An 18,434-nucleotide genomic window follows, 5' to 3' on the forward strand; every position below is an offset into this window, starting at 1 on the left:
CCATGGAACGTCGCGTACTGATCACCGTCTCCAGGGACGAAATCGCCCCCCGCTTCGACCTGACCACGGAAGCTCTGCTCCTGAACATCGCCGAGAACGGCGAGATCGTGACGCGCAGGTCCTTCCTTCTGGCCCACGCCTCGGGGGACGAACTCTGCGACCTGGCCCTCTCGCGCGACATCGGCACCATCGTCTGCGGCGGCATCGAAGACGAGTACTACCACTACCTGCGCTGGAAGCGCATCGACGTCATCGATTCCGTCATGGGCCCCCTTGAGCGCGTCGTCGCGAGCCTGGCCTCGGGCCGTCTCAAGGCCGGCGACATCCTCTACGAGCGGGCCGGGGAGCCGGCATGAAGAACATCCTCTCCTCCACCCTGGACACCATCAAGACCGACATGGGTGCGGATATAAACTCGCCCGGGCGCTACAGCATGCTGCGGCGCAAGATCGTCTCCCTCATGGCCCTGGTCACCCTGCTGCCGCTCCTGTCCCTGGCCGGCATCAACTATTACGAGCACCAGAACACCATGACGGCCGAGGTGCAGGCGCCCATGCGGGCCCTGCTGGGCAAGGCCAAGCACTCCTTCGAGCTCTTCCTGGCCGAACGCACCTCGGCCGTGAGCTTCATCGCCTCGGCCTACGATTTCGAGGAACTGTCCGACGACGCCAACCTGCAGCGCATCTTCCAGGTCATGCGCCGCGAGTTCACCGGCTTCGTCGATCTCGGCCTCATCGACGCCTCGGGCAGGCAGGTCAGCTATTCCGGCCCCTACGACCTCGTGGGACGCAATTATTCCGAGCAGGCCTGGTTCCAGCAGGTGCAGTTCAAGGGCACCTACGTCAGCGACGTCTTTCTCGGCTTCCGCAAGTTCCCCCACGTGGTCATCGCTGTCCGCCACACCACGGAAAGCGGCCAATCCTGGGTGCTGAGGGCCACCCTGGACACCATGCACTTCGACCGTATCCTGGGCGCCATGGGCCTGGGGCCGGACAGCGACGCCTTCCTCGTCAACCGCGCGGGCGTCCTCCAGACCGAGTCGCGCCGCTTCGGCAAGGTGCTCGACAAGCTGCCCTTCCAGCTGCCGCCCACGAATTTCGAGTCGAACGTCCAGTCCATGCAGGCCGGCGGGCAGAACTTCTTCGTCGCCACGGCCTTCATCTCCGACACGGACTTCGCCCTGGTCTCGGTCAAGCCCAAGCCGACGGCCTTCAGCACATGGTACACGGTCCGCATCGACCTGCTCTTCATCTTCGTTTCGGGCGTGATCATCATTTTCCTGGCCGTGTACCGCATCACGAGCCTCCTCATCTCGCGGCTGCAGGAGAGCGATGAGCAGCGTCTGGGCGCCATCCACCAGATGGAGCACTCCCAGAAGCTGTCCTCCATCGGACGCCTGGCGGCCGGCGTGGCCCACGAGATCAACAACCCGCTGGCCATCATCAACGAGAAGGCCGGACTCATGCGCGACATCATGAACCTGCGCCCGGACTTCCCGGACAAGGACAAATTCGCCCGCCAGATCGAGGCCATCCTGCGCTCCGTGGACCGCTGCCGCGGCATCACCCACCGCATGCTCGGCTTCGCCAAACGCATGGACGTCAAGATCGAGGTCCTGGACGTGAACGCCGTGCTGATCGAGACGCTGGGCTTCCTGGAGCGCGAGGCGCAGTACCGCAACATCGAACTCGTGCGCGACCTCTCCCCGGACCTGCCGAGCATCCCCACGGACCACGGCCAGATACAGCAGGTCTTCCTGAACATTCTGAACAACTCCATGGCCGCCGTGGCGGACGGCGGGAGGATCGTTCTCAGGACGTGGAACGAGGACGATCGCTTCGTCGGCGTGTCCATCGAGGACAACGGCTGCGGCATGTCCGAGGAAACCGTGAAGAACATGTTCGAGCCCTTCTTCACCACCAAGAAAGAAAAAGGCACGGGTCTCGGGATGTCCATCACCTACGGCATCGTCAAACGCCTGGGCGGCGAGATCAAGGTCAGGAGCGCGCTGAGCGAGGGCACGACCATGACCATCCTGCTGCCGAAAAACTCCCTGGAAGGTTAAGATTATGGATATGAGCGCGTGGAACATACTGCTCGTGGATGACGAGGTCGAATTCATCAGCACCCTGGCCGAACGCCTGGAGATCCGGGGCATCGATGCACGGGTGGTCTACGATGGCGAGGCCGCCCTCAAGGCCGTGGCCGAGAACGAGCCGCAGGTCATGGTCCTCGACGTCATGATGCCGGGCATCAAGGGCCTCGACGTACTGCAGCGGGTCAAGGAGGAGCACCCCAAGGTGCAGGTCATCCTGCTCACGGGCCAGGGCAAGACGCGCGACGGCATCGAGGGCATGCGCTACGGCGCCTTCGCCTACATGATGAAGCCCCTGGATCTGGAAGAGCTCATCGCCACGCTCGGCGAGGCCATGAAGGCCTCCCAAGGAACACCCAATGCCTGAAATCGCGCCCGAAGCACGCTTCATGGGGACCGTCACGGCCCTGACCATGCACGAGATGCAGAACATCCTGGCCATCATCCGCGAGTCTGCCGGCCTCATGGGCGACATCCTGAAGGTCAACGCCAGGGTGGACTTCAAGCACAGGCCCAACATGGAACGCACCCTGGAGCACATCGCCACCCACGTGGACCGGGGCAAGGGGCTCCTGGAGGCGACGAGCAGGCTGGCCCACTCCCCGGACGACGACCTCCTCGACGGGTGCGACCTGGCCGTCTACGCGCGCACCGTAGCCCTGCTGTCGGAGCGACTGGTGCGCCTGAGGGGCGCCGCGGTCGACTTTACGCCGGCCTCTTCCGCCCTGCCCGTGGCCGTGGGGGCCCTGCGTGTCCTCATGGCCGGCTACAGGGCGGTGCAATGGGCCGTCGGGGGCGGCGTAAAGGACGGGGTGGTGCGCATGAACGTCGAAGCGGGTCAGGAATACCATGTCCTGAGCCTGCTCCCCCCCCAGGGTGTGCAGCAGGACCGCGAGGGCCTGCCGGTTCTGGCCTCCCTCCTGGAGGAAGGCCGCGTGGAGTGGGACGGAGCGAGGTTGCGCCTGTTCTTTCCGGTCCGCAAGCAGGGGTGAAGCCATGGACCAAACGAACATTCTTCTCATCGACGACGAGGAAGCCTTCGTGACCACGCTGCAGGAGCGCCTCGAGATGCGCGGCTTCTCCCCGCGCGTGGCGCTGGACGGCGAAGCCGGTCTGGAGATGATCGCCCAGGACCCGCCGGACGTGGTCGTGCTGGACCTGCGCATGCCCGGCATGAGCGGCATCGAGGTCCTGCGGCGCATCCGCAAGGGCTGGCCGGGCCTGCCCGTGATCATGCTCAGCGGACACGGTTCGGACCAGGACTTCGAGTCCTGCGTGAACCTCGGGGCGGCACTGTACCACAAGAAACCCCTGGACATCAACGTGCTGCTGGAAAGCATCCGCACCGTGACCCAGGGCAGCCTCCCGCACAGGTAGACGTCCATGGTCCATGTCCTGGTAGTCGACGACGAGCGCGATTTCGCCGATTTGGTGGCCGAACGCCTCCGCGCGCGGGGCATGGAGGTCCAGACGGCCTACAGCGGCCCCGAGGCCCTGGAGGCGGCCCGCGCCTCGTCCCCGGAGGTCGTCGTCCTGGACATCACCATGCCGGGCATGAGCGGGCTGGAGGCCCTGGACGCCCTCAAGGCGGAGAAACCGTCGCCGGAAGTCATCCTGCTCACGGCCGACTCGACCCTGGGCACGGCCGTGGCCGGCATGAAGGGGGGGGCCCGGGACTACCTCCTCAAGCCCACGGACATCGACACCCTCGTGGCGGCCATCGGCGAAGCCGAAGGAAGAAGGATGGAGGCGCTGTCGCGGCAGCGCATGGCCGAGACGGCCAAGCTGGCCGCCCTGGGCGAACTGGCCACGGGCGTGGCCCACGAGATCAACAACCCCCTGCAGGTCATGCTCAACGAGGCCGGCTGGGTCGAGGAGATGATCCAGGACTCGCCCATGGAGGCAGGGAACCGGCGGGATATCCTGGAATCCCTGGAGCTCATCCGCCGGCAGGCCAGCAGGTGCAAGGCCATCACCTCCAAGCTGCTGACCCTGCGTTGCGCCGTGGATTCCCGGGGAGCCGTAGCGGACCTGCCCACGCTGGTGCGAGGCCTTCTAGAGGCGCGGCAAGGCCGGCTCGAAGCCCTGGGCATCCGGGTGCAGGAGCGCTGGGCCGATGGAATCGCACAGCTGCGGCTGCCCTCATCGGAATGGGAGCAGGTCATGGCCAATCTGATCGACAACGCCCTCGACGCCGTGGAGGCCATGAAAGCGGCGGATCCCGAAGGGCACGACGCGCCCGTCCTGACCCTGACGGGAGACTTCCGGGACGGCGGTCTGGAGGTCGCAGTCCGGGACACGGGCTGCGGCATCGAGGAGCATCTGCTGACGCGAATTTTCGAACCCTTTTTCTCCACCAAGGAGGTGGGCAAGGGGATTGGATTGGGGCTGGCAATCTGCCACGGCATCATCGAGGCCATGGGAGGGAGCATCACCGTGCGCAGCTCCCCTGGGCACGGGTCGATCTTCACCATAAGGGCGCCCATGGCCGTGCATGCGCGCAACGAAAACAACGGGCCGGGAAGTCCGGCATCTGCCAAGGAGGAGAAAATATGAACAAGATGAAGCTGCTGATCGTGGACGACGAGAAGGATCTGTGCCGGATCCTCGCCGACCGTCTGAATATCCTGTACGGCATTTCCCCGGACGTGGCCCACACCGGCGACGATGCCCTGGAAATGGTCAAGAAGGGTAACTACGACGTCGTGGTCCTGGACATCGAGATGCCCGGCATCGACGGCATCGAGACCCTGAAGCGCATCAAGGAGATCAACTCCAAGATCCAGGTCGTCCTCTTCACCGGCCACGGCAGCGAGGAGACCCGACGCATGGGCGAGGTCCTGGGCGCCTTCAGCTACGTAGACAAGATCGACGGCCTGCCCAAGCTCGCCCCCATGATCGAAGGCGCCTTCCGTCTGCGCAAGGTCCTCGAGGACACCTACGCCGACGCGGCCATGAACGAGTACAACTAGTCGCATGAACGCGGAAAGGGCGGCCCGCGCCGCCCTTTCCGCCCGTCTTTCGAGTCTCTCCTTTCAGCCCAGGCCATACAGCAGGCAAAGCCTGTCCATGGCCCTGACCCCGTCGTCCCACGAAGGACATGCGGGCACGGAGCAGAGCACGCCCAATCCCTCGCTGTGCTCGTGGAAGTCCTCCTCGCCCATGTCCGTGACGACCACGGTGTTGAGCATGGCGTTGACGCGCAGCAGGTCCAGCAAGAACTTCCTGTAGTCCATGCCGGACATCATGGCGTCGACCACCACAAGCTGCCACGGCGACGCCGGGGCCCTGTCCAGCACATCGGCGGCCGAAGCCGTCCATTCGACATCCTTTCCCAAGCCCCGGGCGAACTCGCCCAGAGCCTCCCTGCGGTCGGTGATGATGACCACGTGCATGTCGTCTCCGTACGTACTTGAGTGCAGGGCCGGGCGGCCCGTCGCCGGAAACCGCCCGGCCCGGAGGATGGCTAGTGACCGCCGCCGCAGGTGTACTCCTGTAAGCGCTCATTAGAGCCCATCTTCCAATAATTTCAAGCCATGAGATAAAGGACCTTCAATCCAAGGAGGTCCTCATGAAATCTCGCATCCGCCAGAACCGTGCTGCCCGATGGCTCGCTCATGTTGAACAGTGGCGGCAAAGCGGCATGGGCAAGACTGCGTATTGCACGGCGCACGGCCTGAATTTCAGCTCATTCCGGTACTGGCTGCGCAAATCGCGTTCGGCATCAGTGGATGTGCCTGCCTTGCCGCCCGCAATCGTCCCTCTCCCGTTCACCCTGGCCCTGAAGGCTCCGTCCATCGGACTGCTTGTCGGCAACTGTTACGCCCTGGATATTCCTGCCGACTTCGACGAAGCTATGCTGACCAGACTTCTGTCCGTCCTGGAACCCCGATGCTGAGGATGCCTGCGGCCAAGGTCTATCTTGCTCCCGGCACCACGGACATGCGGGCCGGTATCGACAGGCTGAGCATGACGGTCCAGGGCATCCTTGATCTGGACCCTTTCTCTGGGCACCTCTTCGTCTTCTGCAACCGCAGGCGCGACGCCATCAAGGTGCTGCACTGGGATCGCAACGGCTTCTGCCTCTGGCACAAGCGTCTGGAGAAGCATCGATTCTGTTGGCCCGAGCGAGTGTCTGAGGTCATGAACATCACCCCTCAACAGCTCGGCTGGCTCCTTGATGGACTCACCCTCACGCCGCAAGGAGCGCATCAAAGGCTGCATTACAAATCGGTTCTGTAGCAATAAAATCCTTGCTATTTCAATATATTATTGCTAAGTGCGCTTACATGGGAGACATCGAAAATCTTCCCGATGACGTCGGGCAACTCAAGCATTTGGTCTGGGATTACTACCAGCAAAACCGCCATCTTCAGGACCGCGTGGCCCTGTTGCAGGCCGCGCTGTATGCTCCCAAGTCCGAAAAATCCAAGGACCTCTTCCAGGGCATCCTGCCTCTGCCTTTGGCCAGGATCGCCGAGGTGAAGCCCAAGCCCGCGGAAGTGCCCGTCGTCGAAGTCCCGGCCCACACCAGGGCCAAGCGGGGACGTAAGCCCCTGCCGGACAGTCTGCCGCGCATCGAGATCACTCACGATTTGCCCGAGGACCAGAAAGTCTGCGCCTGCGGGGCCTGCCTGAAGCGCATCGGCGAAGAGGTCTCCGAGAAGCTCGACTACGTCCCGGCCGTCATGCAGGTGGAGCGCCATATCAGGCCCAAGTATGCCTGCCCGGCCTGTGACGGCGAGGAGGGCATGCCGGTGGTGCGTATCGCGCCCATGCCGCCGCAGATTATCCCCAAGGGCATCGCTACGCCGAACCTCCTGGCGCAGGTCATTACCGCCAAGTTCGTCGATGCCATGCCGTTCTACCGCCAGACCAAGCAGTTTGCCCGCCTGGGCGTGGACATCCCGCGCCATTCCATGTCCGGATGGGCCATGGCCGTGGCCAAGGCGCTGGAGCCATTCGGAGCACTGTTCCGGGCGGAGATCCGCTCCGGGCCGGTCATCAACATGGACGAAACCACCCTGCAAGTCCTCAAGGAACCGGGACGATCCGATACGTCCACGTCATACCTGTGGCTCTTCCGTGGCGGAAACCCCAAGCGGCCGACCGTGGTCTATCGCTACGACCCGACCAGGTCGGGCTCCGTCCCCAAGGAATATCTGGGCGATTACAAGGGCTACATCCAGACCGACGGCTACTCCGGATACCAGGCTCTCGGCGAGTCGGACGACATCATCCACGTCGGCTGCATGGCCCACATCCGTCGTAAGTTCGTCGACGTCCAGAAGGCGACCTCGAAGAAGATCATGCACGGGACAGCCAAGGAAATCCTGGATCTCATCGGCCTGCTCTACAAGGTCGAGCACAATATCAAAGAGCTGGAGCCGGAGGAAAAGGTCGCCAACCGCAGGGAGCAGGCCGTTCCCATCCTCGACGCGATACGGGCCATCCTTGATGAGCGTATCGACCACGTCCCGCCCAAGAGCCTGCTCGGGCAGGCCATGACCTACGCCCGCAACCAGTGGAGCCGGGCCGTGCGCTACGTGGACTGCGGATTGCTCACGCCCGACAACAACGCGGCCGAGAACGCCATCCGCCCCGTGGCCCTGGGCCGGAAGAACTGGCTCTTTGCCGGCGTCCCCAAGGGTGCAGACGCCAGCGCCATGCTCTTTTCCCTGGTGGAAACCGCCAAGGCCAACGAGATCGAGCCCCAAGCTTACCTGAAATTCCTCTTCGAACGCTTTCCCGCAGCGCAGTCCACGGCAGTCATAAAGGCGCTCATGCCGCAGCACGTGGACAGATCCCTTCTCCCAAGCCTCCCCAAGCCCAAGCCGCGCAAGAAATAGAACTCCTCCCTGTCCCTATCGCATATCAGATACACCCGTGAAAGATGCGGATGTCTGAGCGCTTACGTACTCCTGGGTGAAGCGGACCAGGGCGCCCTTGAGGAGCGCGTCGACGGCCGTTCCCACGTTCGGCGCGCCGGCGCCGTAGAAGACGTCGATGCCGACCTGGTTGAAGCCCATGAGCGGGCGCATGCCCATGCCGCCGGCGATGAGCAGGTTGACGCCATTGCCGGCCAGGTGCTGGACCGGGGCCATGCAGCCGCCCTGGACGTGCGGGACGTTGGGCAGGGTGCTGACCTCGGCGATCTGCCCGTTCACCACGTCGATGATCGTGTACAGGTCGCAATGCCCGAAATGGGCCCCGACCTCCGCCTCAAGCCCCCCGGGATGCGCCGAGGGGACAGCGATTCTCGCCTTTTTCATACGTTCTCCTTGATCAGTTTGCATTCAAAAGCCCTTGGATGACCGTCCAGGCGTCGCGCACCCGGCGGCCGAAATCTTCGTCTTCCAGTTCCGTGACCGCCTTGCGCGCGACCATGGCCCCTGTGACCACGGTGTCGTGGGGCAGCCGGGCGGCCAGCGCGTAGCCCCTGGCGCGGCAGAGTTCCTCGATGGCGGCCGTATGGTCCGGGTTCAGGTCGTGCTTGTTGACGATGACCGCCACCCTGATGCGGAAATGTTCGCACAGGGCCGCCACGCGCTCCAGGTCGTGCAGCCCCGACGGTGTCGGTTCGGTCACGACCACGGCCAGGTTCGCCTGGGACAGGGAGCTGATGACCGGGCAGCCGATGCCCGGCGAACCGTCGCACAGGATCAGGTCCCGGCCCATCTCCCCGGCCAGCTTGCGGGCCTCCTTCTTCAGCTCGCTGACCAGGCGTCCTGAATTCTCCTGTCCGGGGAAGAGCTGGGCATGGACCATGGGGCCGAAGCGGGTGTCGCTGACGTAGCGCGTCCCGCAGTGCCTGGGCGGGAAATCGATGGCCCCTTCCGGGCAGAAGGCCACGCAAACCTTGCAGCCCTCGCAGCGCAGGGGGTCGATGCGGTACCTGCCGTCATGCTCCAGCACCGCGCCGAAACGGCACATGTCCTGGCATGTCCCGCAGCCTATGCACCTTTCAGGGTCGATGACCGCCTCGTGGCCGGAATGGAAGTCCTCCCTGCGCACCACATGGGGGTCCAGGAGCAGGTGCAGGTCCGGGGCGTCCACGTCCAGGTCGCAGATGACCTTGTTCTCGGCCAGGTGGGCGAAGGCCGCGGTGATGGACGTCTTGCCCGTGCCGCCCTTGCCGCTGATGACGACGATCTCACGCATGGACGCCCTCCTCGGCCCGCTGTTTCAAGGCCCGGCACAGGGCCGCGAACCGCTCGCCCATCGCCCCGTCCAGTTCCGCCAGGACGAGCCCTCTGGAATAGTGTTCAGCGATGTCCCGCCGGTACGGGATTTCCGTCACGATGGGCAGGCCGCGCTCCCGGCAGTACTCGTAGACGCGTCCGTCGCCCAATCCGGCGCGGTTGACGACCACGGCCACGGGCTTGCCCAGGGGCGTGAACGCCTCCACGGCCAGGGAGAAGTCGTAGAAGCCGAAGGGTGTGGGCTCGGTCACAAGGACGATGACGTCGCTGTCGGTCACGGCGCTCATGGCCGGGCAGCTCACGCCGGGAGGGGCGTCTATGACGATGTCGGCCCCGACGGGCGCGGCTTCGCGGACCATGGCCGCGCGGACGTGGCGCATGAGCGGCGGGCTCATGGCCTCGCCGATGCGCAGCCGGCCCGTCAGACACGGGATGGCCCCCCTGGCCACGCCGCGCTCCACGACGCCGAGTTCGCGAGTGGTCACGCCGATGGCCCCTTCAGGGCAGACGGCCATGCACCCGCCGCAGCCGTGGCACATCTCCGGAAAGGTCAGGATGGCCCGGCCCATGACCGAAATGGCCTTGAACTGGCACAGCTCGGCGCACTTGCGGCAGTAGGTGCACTTCCCCTCGTCCACGTCCGGCACCTCCAGGGTGACGGTTTCGATGCCGCTCAATTTCGGCTTGAGGAACAGGTGCAGGTTGGGCTCCTCCACGTCGAGATCGACGGCCACCAGGGGCCCCGGCCACTTTGTCGCCAGGGACGCGGCGACCGTGGTCTTGCCCGTCCCCCCCTTGCCGCTCGCTACTGCAACGATCATGGCTCTCCCCTATTTGTTCGGGGCGTCGGCGAACTCGACCTGGCCCGACCTGTACCGCTCAAGGGCCTCGGCCACGGTCATGTCGTCCAGGTTCTGGCCGACCTTGACCCCGGCCGCCTTCAATGCGGCGAAGGCCTTGGGCCCCACGTAACCGGTCAAAAGCACGCCAGCGCCTGCCTGGACGATGTTCTCGGCGGCCTGGATGCCGGCCCCGTGGCTCATGGCCTGGGACCCGCCGTTGTCGACATAGGTCGTGGCCATGGTTTCAAGATCTACGACGACGAAACCGCCGGCCCGGCCGAAACGCGGATCGACCCGGTCGGTCAGTTTGGGGCCTTCGCTGGTGATGGCTATCTTGGTCATGACGATATCCTTGCTGCGGACCGCAAACCGGTCCCGGTTGAAATTCGCGCAGGGCACCTGCGCGTCATTGGCGATGTGCAGGGCCAGACCCTCGACCAGGGCCCGGGCCACGACCCGCCTGGCGTCGCCCAGGATGCGTCCGAACGTGTGCCTGGACACGTGCATCCGGGTCGCGCCCTCCTCCATGCTCAGCCCCTGGTAATCTGCCAGGCGCAGGGCCTCGAAGCCGTCCATGGGCATGTATACCTCGGCCAGATCAGCCAGCGGGACGCCCTGGGGCTTGAAGCAGCAGGCCTTGGGACACCCCGCGATGCGGCGGCATTTTCTCGGTCGTGGCACAGATCCTCCATTTTGCTCAAATGAGCGTTTATTCCTCGGTTTTTCCCGTGTCAACACCTGCCGCGGGAGAATCCGCCGCGCCGTCGGTCAGACAGGACCCGTCGCGCCTCGCACGTCCCAGCCCGCCTCCGGCCTGTCCGCCCCCTACGCCTTCGGCTCCGGCGCCCGGACGCTGTCCGCGGCAACCGCCGCCCCGTCCTGCGCCCCCCTGACCGCGTCCGCAACCGCCCTGGCCTCGGCCTCCGCCGCCCTGGCCCCGTCCTGCTCCACCTTGTCCTCTCTGTCCCGGCATGATCGTCCTCCTCGAGCCCGGCCGCCGCCGCAGACCTGCGACCGCGCGCACTGCGGCTCCAAAATGTCCTGTTCATTTCCATTGGTCACGGCGTGCTCCACGTCGACTTCGATGCGGATGGCCCAGCCGCGCGACAGCGCCCTGGCCACCTGCCCCCGGGCCTCGCCCAGGATGCGGCACAGCGTGGGGCGGGAAACCTGCATGCGGGCGGCCGCCTCCTCCTGGCTCAGGCCCTCCCCGTCCACCAGGCGCAAGGCCTCGAACCCGTCCAGGCCGAGCACCACGCCGTACAGCTGCGACATGGGCACCCCCTGGGGCTTGAACACCGTCACCTCGGGCACGTCGGCCACGAACCTGCACTTTCTCCTGCGTCCCACCGAACCTCCTCAATTTGAAATTATGTTCAAAATAATCCTGCCGAACAGACCTGTCAACATCATCGGAAAATTTTGCGCTGCAAGAAAAATTGCTTGTGCAACTTAATTTGCCATACATCGTCTCCCCCGCGGCGGCCCGCCGCGCCGGGAGTGGTTTCTTCACTGACAACTTTTATTGCATGACAAACGCATAATTCAGCGCATGACGCGGTCGCGCCAATTTCGTCCGGGCGCAGACACGGCGGGGCGAGAAGAGTAACACACCGAAATACAATTTCAATTCAGGACGCAAAAAACTTTTTCCACCGGCACCCCCATGTCTCGATTCATTCTGGCACGAACCTTTCTTAATGACGATCGGAACCACCACCCCGAGAAAAGGAGCAACCATGTTTGTCGGGCTCAAAATGCTCAAGAATTTCGTCGCCATGCCCCCCGACGCCCTGGCCGAGGACGCCCAGCGCCTCATGGACGAGCAGCAGCTGTGGATGCTGTTCGTGGTCAGGGACGGGAAGCTTGCCGGATACGTGCGCACCGAGGACATCAACGCGGCCATGCCCTCCCTCATGACCGGGCTGGACAAGCACGAGATCAACTACCTGCTGTCCAAGCTGACCGTGGGGCGCATCATGCGCAAGGATATCGTCACCGTCACCCCCGAGACCGAGATCGAGACCGCGGCCATGCTCATGCACGCCAAGAACCTGGCTGGCCTGGCCGTGGTCGACGCCGACGGGGACCTCATCGGCTACATCAACCGCACCATCATGCTCGAGGTGCTGGCCGAGGAGATGGGCTACGGCCAGGGCGGCTCGCGCATCGTCTTCGAGGTCGTGGACCGGCCCGGCGTGCTGAAGGAGGTGGCGGGCATCATCGACTCACTCGGCTACTCCATCATCTCCACCGGCACCTTCACCCACGCCGACCGCCGCATGGTCGTCATCCGCGTGGACACGCCCAACCCCTCGTCCATCGCGGCGGCGCTGCAGAAGGCCGGGTACGACGTGGTCGGCCCCGAGGATTTCAAGCATGAATGGCAGTAGTCCCCTGCTCGAGGTGCAGGAGGTCAGCCTGACCTTCAAGAACGTGGCCGCCCTGTCCAGGGTCACCTGCCGCGTGGACAAGGGCAGCATCACCTCCCTCATCGGGCCCAACGGCGCGGGCAAGACGAGCATGCTCAACTGCATCTCGGGCCGCTACACCCCGACCAAGGGCAGGATCAACATGGACGGCCGAGAGCTGACCGGCGTGCCGGCCCACAAGCGCACGGGCTTCGGCCTGGCCCGGACCTTCCAGAACATCGCCCTGTTCCGCGGCCTGTCGGTCCTGGACAACCTCATGGTCGGCCGCCACTCGCGCCTCGGTTACGGCATCCTGGCCTCCATCCTCTACCTGGGCAAGGCCCGCCGCGAGGAGGACCGCCACCGGCAGCGCGTGGAGGAGATCATCGATTTCCTGAACCTCTCCCCCTACCGCCACACCGTCGCCGGGCACCTGCCCTACGGCGTGCAGAAGAAGGTCGAGCTGGGCAGGGCCCTGGCCGCCGAGCCGCAGCTCCTGCTCCTGGACGAGCCCATGGCCGGCATGAACCTGGAGGAGACCGAGGACATGGCCCGCTCCATCCTCGACATCAACGAGGAGTGGGGCGTGACCGTCTTTCTGGTCGAGCACGACATGGGCGTGGTCATGGACATCTCGGACCACGTCATCGTCCTCGACTTCGGCCGGGTCCTGGCCAGCGGCACGCCCCAGGCCGTCCAGACCAACCCCAAGGTCGTCAGCGCCTACCTCGGCGACGAAGACGGCCTCTACAAGGGAAGATAGATGAGCGCGCCGTACGAAACCACCCTCCCCAAGCTCCTCCTGGACAACAGCCGCCGACGTCCCGGCCGCACGGCCCTGCGCGAGAAGAGCTACGGCATCTGGCAGCCCTTTTCCTACAGGCAGTACCTGGACATCACGGCCGAGTTCGCAGCGGGCCTCAAAGCCCTGGGCCTGGGCCGCGGCGACGTCGTCGTCATCATCGGCGACAACCGCCCCGAGTGGCTGTGGGCGCAGCTGGCCATCCAGGGCCTGGGCGGCGTGTCCCTGGGCCTCTACCAAGACTCGCCCGGCGAGGAGATCGGCTACGTCTTCGAGCTGTCGGGCGCGCGCCTGGTCGTGGCCGAGGACCAGGAGCAGGTCGACAAGATCCTGTCCATCCGGGGCGCCCTGCCGCTCCTTGAGCACATCGTCTACCACGACCCCAAGGGCCTCGTGGGCTACGACGCTCCGGGCCTCAAGAGCTTCGACGACGTGCGCGCCCTGGGCCGCGACCGGGCCGGGGAATTCGAGGCCTGGGTCGACGCCGTCTCACCCGACGACACGGCGCTGATCGCCACCACCTCGGGTTCCACGGGCCGGCCCAAGCTGGCCATGCTCTCGCACCGGAACCTCCTGTCCATGGCCTGGAACCTGGGCCTCTCGGACCCCAAGCGCGAGACCGACGAGTTCGTGTCCTTCCTGCCCCTGGCCTGGATGGGCGAGCAGATGATGGCCGTGTCCTCGGCCCTGCTGTTCGGCTTCTGCGTCAACTTCCCCGAGGAGCCCGACACGGTGCAGGAGAACATCCGCGAGATCGGGCCGCACCTCATCTTCTCGCCGCCGCGCGTGTGGGAGAACATGGCCGCCAAGGTGCGGGTACGCATCATGGAGACCACGCGCTTCAAGCGCTTCCTCTTCAACCTGTGCATGCCCGTGGGCATGAGGTACGCCGGTACCGTGCTGCGCGGCGAGACGCCGTCACCGGGCCTGCGGCTGGCAAACAAGCTGGCCGACTGGGGCCTGTTTCGCGCCCTGCGCGACCGCCTGGGCTTCACGCGCGTGCGCTCGGCTTCCACGGGCGGCGCGCCCCTGGGGCCCGACACCTTCACCTTCTTCCACGCCCTGGGCGTCAACCTGAAGCAGATCTACGGCCAGACCGAGATCGCCGGCATCTCCTGCATCCACCGCGACGGCGCCGTCAGCTTCGACACCGTGGGCGAGCCCATCGCCGGGACCGAGATCCGCATCTCGGACGAGGGCGAGATCCTGTCCAGAAGCCCCGCCGTGTTCCAGGGCTACCTGGGCAACGACGCGGCCACGGCCGAGACGGTCACCGACGGCTGGCTGCACTCGGGCGATGCCGGGTACTTCAAGGACAACGGCCAGCTGGTCATCATCGACCGCCTGTCCGACGTCATGACCACGGCCGCTGGCGTGCGCTTCTCGCCGCAGTTCATCGAGAACAAGATCAAGTTCTCGACCTACGTGCAGGAAGCCGTGGTCCTGGGCCACGGGCGGGACTTCATCGCGGCCATCGTCTGCCTGGACGGCGACATCGCCGGCCGCTGGGCCGAGGCGAAAGGCCTGACCTACACCACCTACCAGGACCTGGCGTCCAGGCCCGAGCTCTACGACCTCATCGAGGCCGAAATCCGGGGCATCAACCAGGCCCTGCAGCCCGGCACCGAGGTGCGCCGCTTCGCCCTGCTCTTCAAGGAGCTCGACGCCGACGACGGCGAACTGACCCGCACCAGGAAGATCCGGCGCAAGGTCATCGGCGAGCGCTACGCCGAGCTCATCGCGGCGCTCTACGACGGCACCGGCGCCACGGACCTGTGCATCGCCATCACCTACCAGGACGGCTCCCGCCGCGAGATGACGGGCAGCATCTGCATCCGCGACGTCGGACGCGCGTGAGGAACGGACAATGGAATACTATCTCCAGCTCATCATAAACGGCCTCGTGGTCGGCTCCATCTACAGCCTGGTGGCCCTGGGATTTGTCATCATCTTCAAGGCCACCAAGGTCGTGAACTTCGCCCAGGGCGAACTGGTCATGGTCGGGGCCTACGTCTGCTTCGCCCTGACGGTGCAGTTCCAGCTGCCCTTCCTGGCCTCCTTCCTGCTGACCCTGGCCTTCTCCATCGTCCTGGCCACGGCCGTGGAGCGCCTCATCCTGCGGCCGCTCATCGGCGAGCCCATCATCTCGGTCGTCATGGTCACCATCGGCCTGTCGTCCATGCTCAAGTCCTTCGTGCAGATGGTCTGGGGCACGCAGATCCAGGTCTTCCCGGCCATCCTGCCCCAGGAGCCCTACATGCTCCTGGGCCTGCCCATCGCGCCGGTCTACGTCGCGGCCTTCGGGCTCTCGGCGCTGCTCTTCGGGGTCTTCAGCCTGTTCTTCAAGTTCTCGTCCCTGGGGATAGCCATGCGCGCCACGGCCTTCGACCAGCAGGCGGCCCAATCCATGGGCATCGGCATCAAGTCCATCTTCGCCCTGTCCTGGTGCATCGCGGCCGTGGTTTCGAGCATCGGCGGCATCATCCTCGGCAACATCAACGGCATCAACGCCCAGCTCGGGCACCTGGGCCTCAAGGTCTTCCCGGCCGTGATCCTGGGCGGCCTGGACAGCCTGCTGGGCGCGGCCCTGGGGGGGCTGATCATCGGGGTGCTTGAGAACATCTGCGAAGGCGCGGCCAAGGACCTCCTGGGCCTGGGCGGCTTCAAGGAGGTGGCCTCCTTCCTGATCCTCGTCGTCATCCTCATGGTCAAGCCCTACGGACTCTTCGGAACCAAGGAGATCGAACGCGTATGAGCATGCACAAGTGCGGCCTCTTCTACACGACCTACGCCGCCGAGGACGGGCTGTTCCGCTCGCGGTTCCAGAAGCTCTGCCTGGGCCTCTTCCTCGCGGCCATGCTGGCGGTTCCCCAGCTGGTGGACTCCTACGCCGTGTCCATCCTGAACCTCATCCTCATCGCCGTCATCGGCGCCGTGTCCCTGAACCTGCTGACGGGCATGTGCGGCCAGATGTCCCTGGGCCACGGGGCCTTCGTCGGCGTGGGCGCCTACGGCGCGGCCATCCTGTCCAACGCGGGCGCGCCCTTCGTCGCCGCGCTCCTGGGCGGCGGGGCCGTATCGGCCTTGGTCGGCATGGTCTTCGGCATCCCGTCCCTGCGCCTCAAGGGCATCTACCTGGCCATCTCGACCCTGGCCGCCCAGCTCATCCTCGAATACGTCTTCCTGCACGCGTCCTCCCTGACCGGCGGCGCCAACGGCCTGCCCGTCAGTCCACCGCAGATCCTGGGCTTCGCCTTCGACACCGACGCGCGCATCTTCTACCTCATCCTGGCCGTGACGGCCCTGTGCGTCCTGGCCGTGACCAACGTCAGCCGCACCCGCCACGGCCGCGCCTTCGTGGCCATCCGCGACTACCACCAGTCGGCCGAGAACGTCGGCGTGAACCTGTTCGCCTTCAAGCTGCAGGCCTTTGGCCTGAGCTCCTTCCTGGCCGGCGTCGCGGGCGGGCTGTGGTCGCACTACACCATGTACATAACCCCAGAGCAGTTCTCCATGGGGCTGTCCATCAGCTACCTGGCCATGATCATCATCGGCGGCATGGGCTCCGTCATCGGCTCCATCTTCGGGGCCGTGTTCATCACCCTGCTGCCGGAGATGCTGAACCTGCTCGTATCGTCCCTGGGGGGCATCCCCCCGGACCTGAGCGCCGTCATCGTGCCCATGAAGGAAGGGGTCTTCGGGCTGATGCTGGTGCTCTTCCTCATCTTCGAACCCGAAGGCCTGGCCCGCAAGTGGCGGCTGACCAAGGCCTACTGGAAGCTGTACCCCTTTGCATACTGACGCGCCGGCAATGACAAGCCGGGGAAACCTTTTGCCGCATCCGGAGTAACCCATGAAAAAGCTTCTGCTTCTGACCGTCCTGGCCCTCGTCGCCACCGTGGCAACCGCATCGGCCGCCTACAAGGTCGGCGTGCTGTCCGACCTGACCGGCCCGACCTCGAGCGTCGGCACGCCCTACGCCGAAGGCATCAAGGCTTACGTGGCCTGGCTGAACGAGAACGGCGGCATCGGCGGCGAGCCCGTGGAGCTCATCCAGGTCGACTACGCCTACAACGTGCAGCAGGCCCTGGCCGCATACAAGCGCTTCACCTCCGAGGGCATCGTGGCCATGCAGGGCTGGGGCACGGGCGACACCGAGGCTCTGGTCAAGTTCGTGGCCAAGGACAAGATCCCGGTCTTCTCGGCCTCCTACTCGGCCCATCTCATGGACCCTGCCAAGGCGCCCTACAACTTCACCGCCGCCGCGGACTACTCGACCATGGGCCGCGCGGGCCTGAACTACCTGCGCGAAACCTGGAAGGATTCCCGCGCGCCGAAGCTGGCCTTCATCTTCCCCGACAACCCCTACGGCACCGCGCCCATCCCGGCCATGGAAGAGTACGCCAAGGAACTGGGCTTCGAGATCGTCGGCAAGGAAAACGTGGACCTCAAGGCCATCGACGCCACCCCACAGCTCCTGAGCCTCAAGAAGGCCGAGCCCGACTTCGTCTGGACCGGCGGCACCACGCCTTCCACGGCCGTCATCATGAAGGACGCCCAGAAGCTCGGCATGACCTGCACCTTCTTCAGCAACATCTGGAGCAGCGACGAGAACATCTTCAAGCTGGCCGGCGACGCGGCGACCGGCCACTTCGGCCTGCAGGGCGCGGCCATCTACGGCCAGCCCTCGGCCGGCATGGACCTGATCCGCAAGCTGACCAAGGACGAGCCGCAGATGACCCACTACGTGCGCGGCTTCGTCTCGGCCATGGTCATGTGCGAAGGCATGAAGATGGCCAAGACGAAAGGCGAGGTCACGGGCGAGAGCATCAAGGCGGCCCTGGAGACCATGCGCGACTTCGACCCCATGGGCCTGGCCCCGGCCGTCAGCTACTTCTCCGACGACCACCGGCCGAACCTCTCGGTGAACGTCTGCACCTTCAAGGGCGGCAAGCTCGAATTCGTGAAGACCACGGTCCTCGAGCGCAAGAAGGAATGGCTCGGACTCTAACGAAAACCGGGGCGAGGGCGCCCGGCGCCCCCGCCCGTGCGAAACGAATTCCGTAACGCGGAACTGAAGGC

22 protein-coding genes are annotated in these 18,434 nt (G+C 65.2%); 16 read left to right on the forward strand and 6 right to left on the reverse strand.

Annotated elements, in window-relative coordinates; all coding sequences use genetic code 11:
* Positions 1-2: 2 nt before the first annotated feature.
* From ACZ5AC_RS11110 to ACZ5AC_RS11140, 7 genes are read left to right on the forward strand one after another with little or no spacing between them, the layout of a single operon-like run.
* Positions 3-356: a NifB/NifX family molybdenum-iron cluster-binding protein gene (locus tag ACZ5AC_RS11110; RefSeq protein ID WP_464247684.1), complete on the forward strand. Its 354-nt coding sequence runs from the start codon at positions 3-5 to the stop codon at positions 354-356.
* Positions 353-2,065: a sensor histidine kinase gene (locus tag ACZ5AC_RS11115; RefSeq protein ID WP_464247685.1), complete on the forward strand. Its 1,713-nt coding sequence runs from the start codon at positions 353-355 to the stop codon at positions 2,063-2,065. Before ACZ5AC_RS11110 ends, ACZ5AC_RS11115 begins: the two co-directional genes overlap by 4 nt.
* 4 nt (positions 2,066-2,069) lie before the next feature.
* A complete protein-coding gene (locus ACZ5AC_RS11120; RefSeq protein ID WP_464247686.1) occupies positions 2,070-2,462 on the forward strand; it encodes a response regulator in 393 nt (130 codons plus the stop codon).
* Entirely contained in the window at positions 2,455-3,087 is a 633-nt protein-coding gene (locus tag ACZ5AC_RS11125; protein WP_464247687.1) for a hypothetical protein, read from the forward strand. Before ACZ5AC_RS11120 ends, ACZ5AC_RS11125 begins: the two co-directional genes overlap by 8 nt.
* 4 nt (positions 3,088-3,091) lie before the next feature.
* Positions 3,092-3,472, forward strand: coding sequence for a response regulator (locus tag ACZ5AC_RS11130; RefSeq protein WP_464247688.1), 381 nt, complete (start codon positions 3,092-3,094; stop codon positions 3,470-3,472).
* A 6-nt stretch (positions 3,473-3,478) separates the two neighbouring features.
* Positions 3,479-4,651 carry a sensor histidine kinase gene (locus tag ACZ5AC_RS11135; RefSeq protein WP_464247689.1) on the forward strand — a complete coding sequence of 391 codons (1,173 nt, stop codon included), beginning with the start codon at positions 3,479-3,481 and terminating at the stop codon, positions 4,649-4,651.
* A complete protein-coding gene (locus tag ACZ5AC_RS11140; protein WP_464247690.1) occupies positions 4,648-5,067 on the forward strand; it encodes a response regulator in 420 nt (139 codons plus the stop codon). Before ACZ5AC_RS11135 ends, ACZ5AC_RS11140 begins: the two co-directional genes overlap by 4 nt.
* Positions 5,068-5,130: 63 nt before the next feature.
* Here ACZ5AC_RS11140 and ACZ5AC_RS11145 read toward each other — a convergent pair whose 3' ends face one another.
* The gene (locus ACZ5AC_RS11145) at positions 5,131-5,490 is read right to left on the reverse strand and encodes a hypothetical protein (protein WP_464247691.1); all 360 of its coding nucleotides are present in this window, start codon (positions 5,488-5,490) and stop codon (positions 5,131-5,133) included.
* Between the two features lie 176 nt (positions 5,491-5,666).
* On the opposite strand from ACZ5AC_RS11145, the gene tnpA reads away from it, so the two are divergent.
* From tnpA to tnpC, 3 genes are read left to right on the forward strand one after another with little or no spacing between them, the layout of a single operon-like run.
* Entirely contained in the window at positions 5,667-5,993 is a 327-nt protein-coding gene (gene tnpA / locus ACZ5AC_RS11150; RefSeq protein ID WP_464247386.1) for an IS66 family insertion sequence element accessory protein TnpA, read from the forward strand.
* A complete protein-coding gene (gene tnpB, locus ACZ5AC_RS11155) occupies positions 5,987-6,337 on the forward strand; it encodes an IS66 family insertion sequence element accessory protein TnpB (RefSeq protein ID WP_464247385.1) in 351 nt (116 codons plus the stop codon). The genes tnpA and tnpB overlap by 7 nt, the downstream gene beginning before the upstream one ends.
* 47 nt (positions 6,338-6,384) lie before the next feature.
* Complete coding sequence (gene tnpC, locus ACZ5AC_RS11160) at positions 6,385-7,944, forward strand: IS66 family transposase (RefSeq protein WP_464247384.1); 1,560 nt, start codon at positions 6,385-6,387, stop codon at positions 7,942-7,944.
* 15 nt (positions 7,945-7,959) lie between these two features.
* On the opposite strand, the gene ACZ5AC_RS11165 is transcribed toward tnpC, so the two are convergent.
* The 5 genes from ACZ5AC_RS11165 to ACZ5AC_RS11185 all read right to left on the reverse strand — a co-directional run bounded on the left by ACZ5AC_RS11165 (position 7,960) and on the right by ACZ5AC_RS11185 (position 11,489).
* Positions 7,960-8,367, reverse strand: a complete 408-nt coding sequence (locus tag ACZ5AC_RS11165; RefSeq protein WP_464247692.1) for a NifB/NifX family molybdenum-iron cluster-binding protein — start codon at positions 8,365-8,367, stop codon at positions 7,960-7,962.
* 13 nt (positions 8,368-8,380) lie between these two features.
* On the reverse strand, positions 8,381-9,256 hold the full coding sequence (locus ACZ5AC_RS11170) for an ATP-binding protein (protein ID WP_464247693.1): 876 nt from the start codon (positions 9,254-9,256) through the stop codon (positions 8,381-8,383).
* Positions 9,249-10,118, reverse strand: a complete 870-nt coding sequence (locus ACZ5AC_RS11175) for a 4Fe-4S binding protein (RefSeq protein ID WP_464247694.1) — start codon at positions 10,116-10,118, stop codon at positions 9,249-9,251. The genes ACZ5AC_RS11170 and ACZ5AC_RS11175 overlap by 8 nt, the downstream gene beginning before the upstream one ends.
* A 9-nt stretch (positions 10,119-10,127) precedes the next feature.
* Positions 10,128-10,820 carry a NifB/NifX family molybdenum-iron cluster-binding protein gene (locus tag ACZ5AC_RS11180; protein ID WP_464247695.1) on the reverse strand — a complete coding sequence of 231 codons (693 nt, stop codon included), beginning with the start codon at positions 10,818-10,820 and terminating at the stop codon, positions 10,128-10,130.
* 144 nt (positions 10,821-10,964) lie between these two features.
* A complete protein-coding gene (locus tag ACZ5AC_RS11185; RefSeq protein WP_464247696.1) occupies positions 10,965-11,489 on the reverse strand; it encodes a DUF134 domain-containing protein in 525 nt (174 codons plus the stop codon).
* A 389-nt stretch (positions 11,490-11,878) separates the two neighbouring features.
* Between ACZ5AC_RS11185 and ACZ5AC_RS11190 the strand changes: the two genes are divergently transcribed.
* The 6 genes from ACZ5AC_RS11190 to ACZ5AC_RS11215 are packed head-to-tail and all read left to right on the forward strand — an operon-like array spanning position 11,879 to position 18,363.
* Positions 11,879-12,532, forward strand: a complete 654-nt coding sequence (locus ACZ5AC_RS11190; RefSeq protein WP_464247697.1) for a CBS domain-containing protein — start codon at positions 11,879-11,881, stop codon at positions 12,530-12,532.
* On the forward strand, positions 12,519-13,313 hold the full coding sequence (locus ACZ5AC_RS11195) for an ABC transporter ATP-binding protein (protein WP_464247698.1): 795 nt from the start codon (positions 12,519-12,521) through the stop codon (positions 13,311-13,313). Before ACZ5AC_RS11190 ends, ACZ5AC_RS11195 begins: the two co-directional genes overlap by 14 nt.
* Positions 13,314-15,209: an AMP-binding protein gene (locus tag ACZ5AC_RS11200; protein WP_464247699.1), complete on the forward strand. Its 1,896-nt coding sequence runs from the start codon at positions 13,314-13,316 to the stop codon at positions 15,207-15,209.
* Between the two features lie 10 nt (positions 15,210-15,219).
* Complete coding sequence (locus ACZ5AC_RS11205) at positions 15,220-16,107, forward strand: branched-chain amino acid ABC transporter permease (RefSeq protein WP_464247700.1); 888 nt, start codon at positions 15,220-15,222, stop codon at positions 16,105-16,107.
* Positions 16,104-17,153: a branched-chain amino acid ABC transporter permease gene (locus tag ACZ5AC_RS11210; RefSeq protein ID WP_464247701.1), complete on the forward strand. Its 1,050-nt coding sequence runs from the start codon at positions 16,104-16,106 to the stop codon at positions 17,151-17,153. The genes ACZ5AC_RS11205 and ACZ5AC_RS11210 overlap by 4 nt, the downstream gene beginning before the upstream one ends.
* A gap of 52 nt (positions 17,154-17,205) precedes the next feature.
* Positions 17,206-18,363 (forward strand): ABC transporter substrate-binding protein, encoded by a 1,158-nt coding sequence (locus ACZ5AC_RS11215; RefSeq protein ID WP_464247702.1) that lies wholly within the window; start codon positions 17,206-17,208, stop codon positions 18,361-18,363.
* Positions 18,364-18,434: the final 71 nt, after the last annotated feature.

The organism is Desulfomicrobium aestuarii (assembly GCF_055385525.1).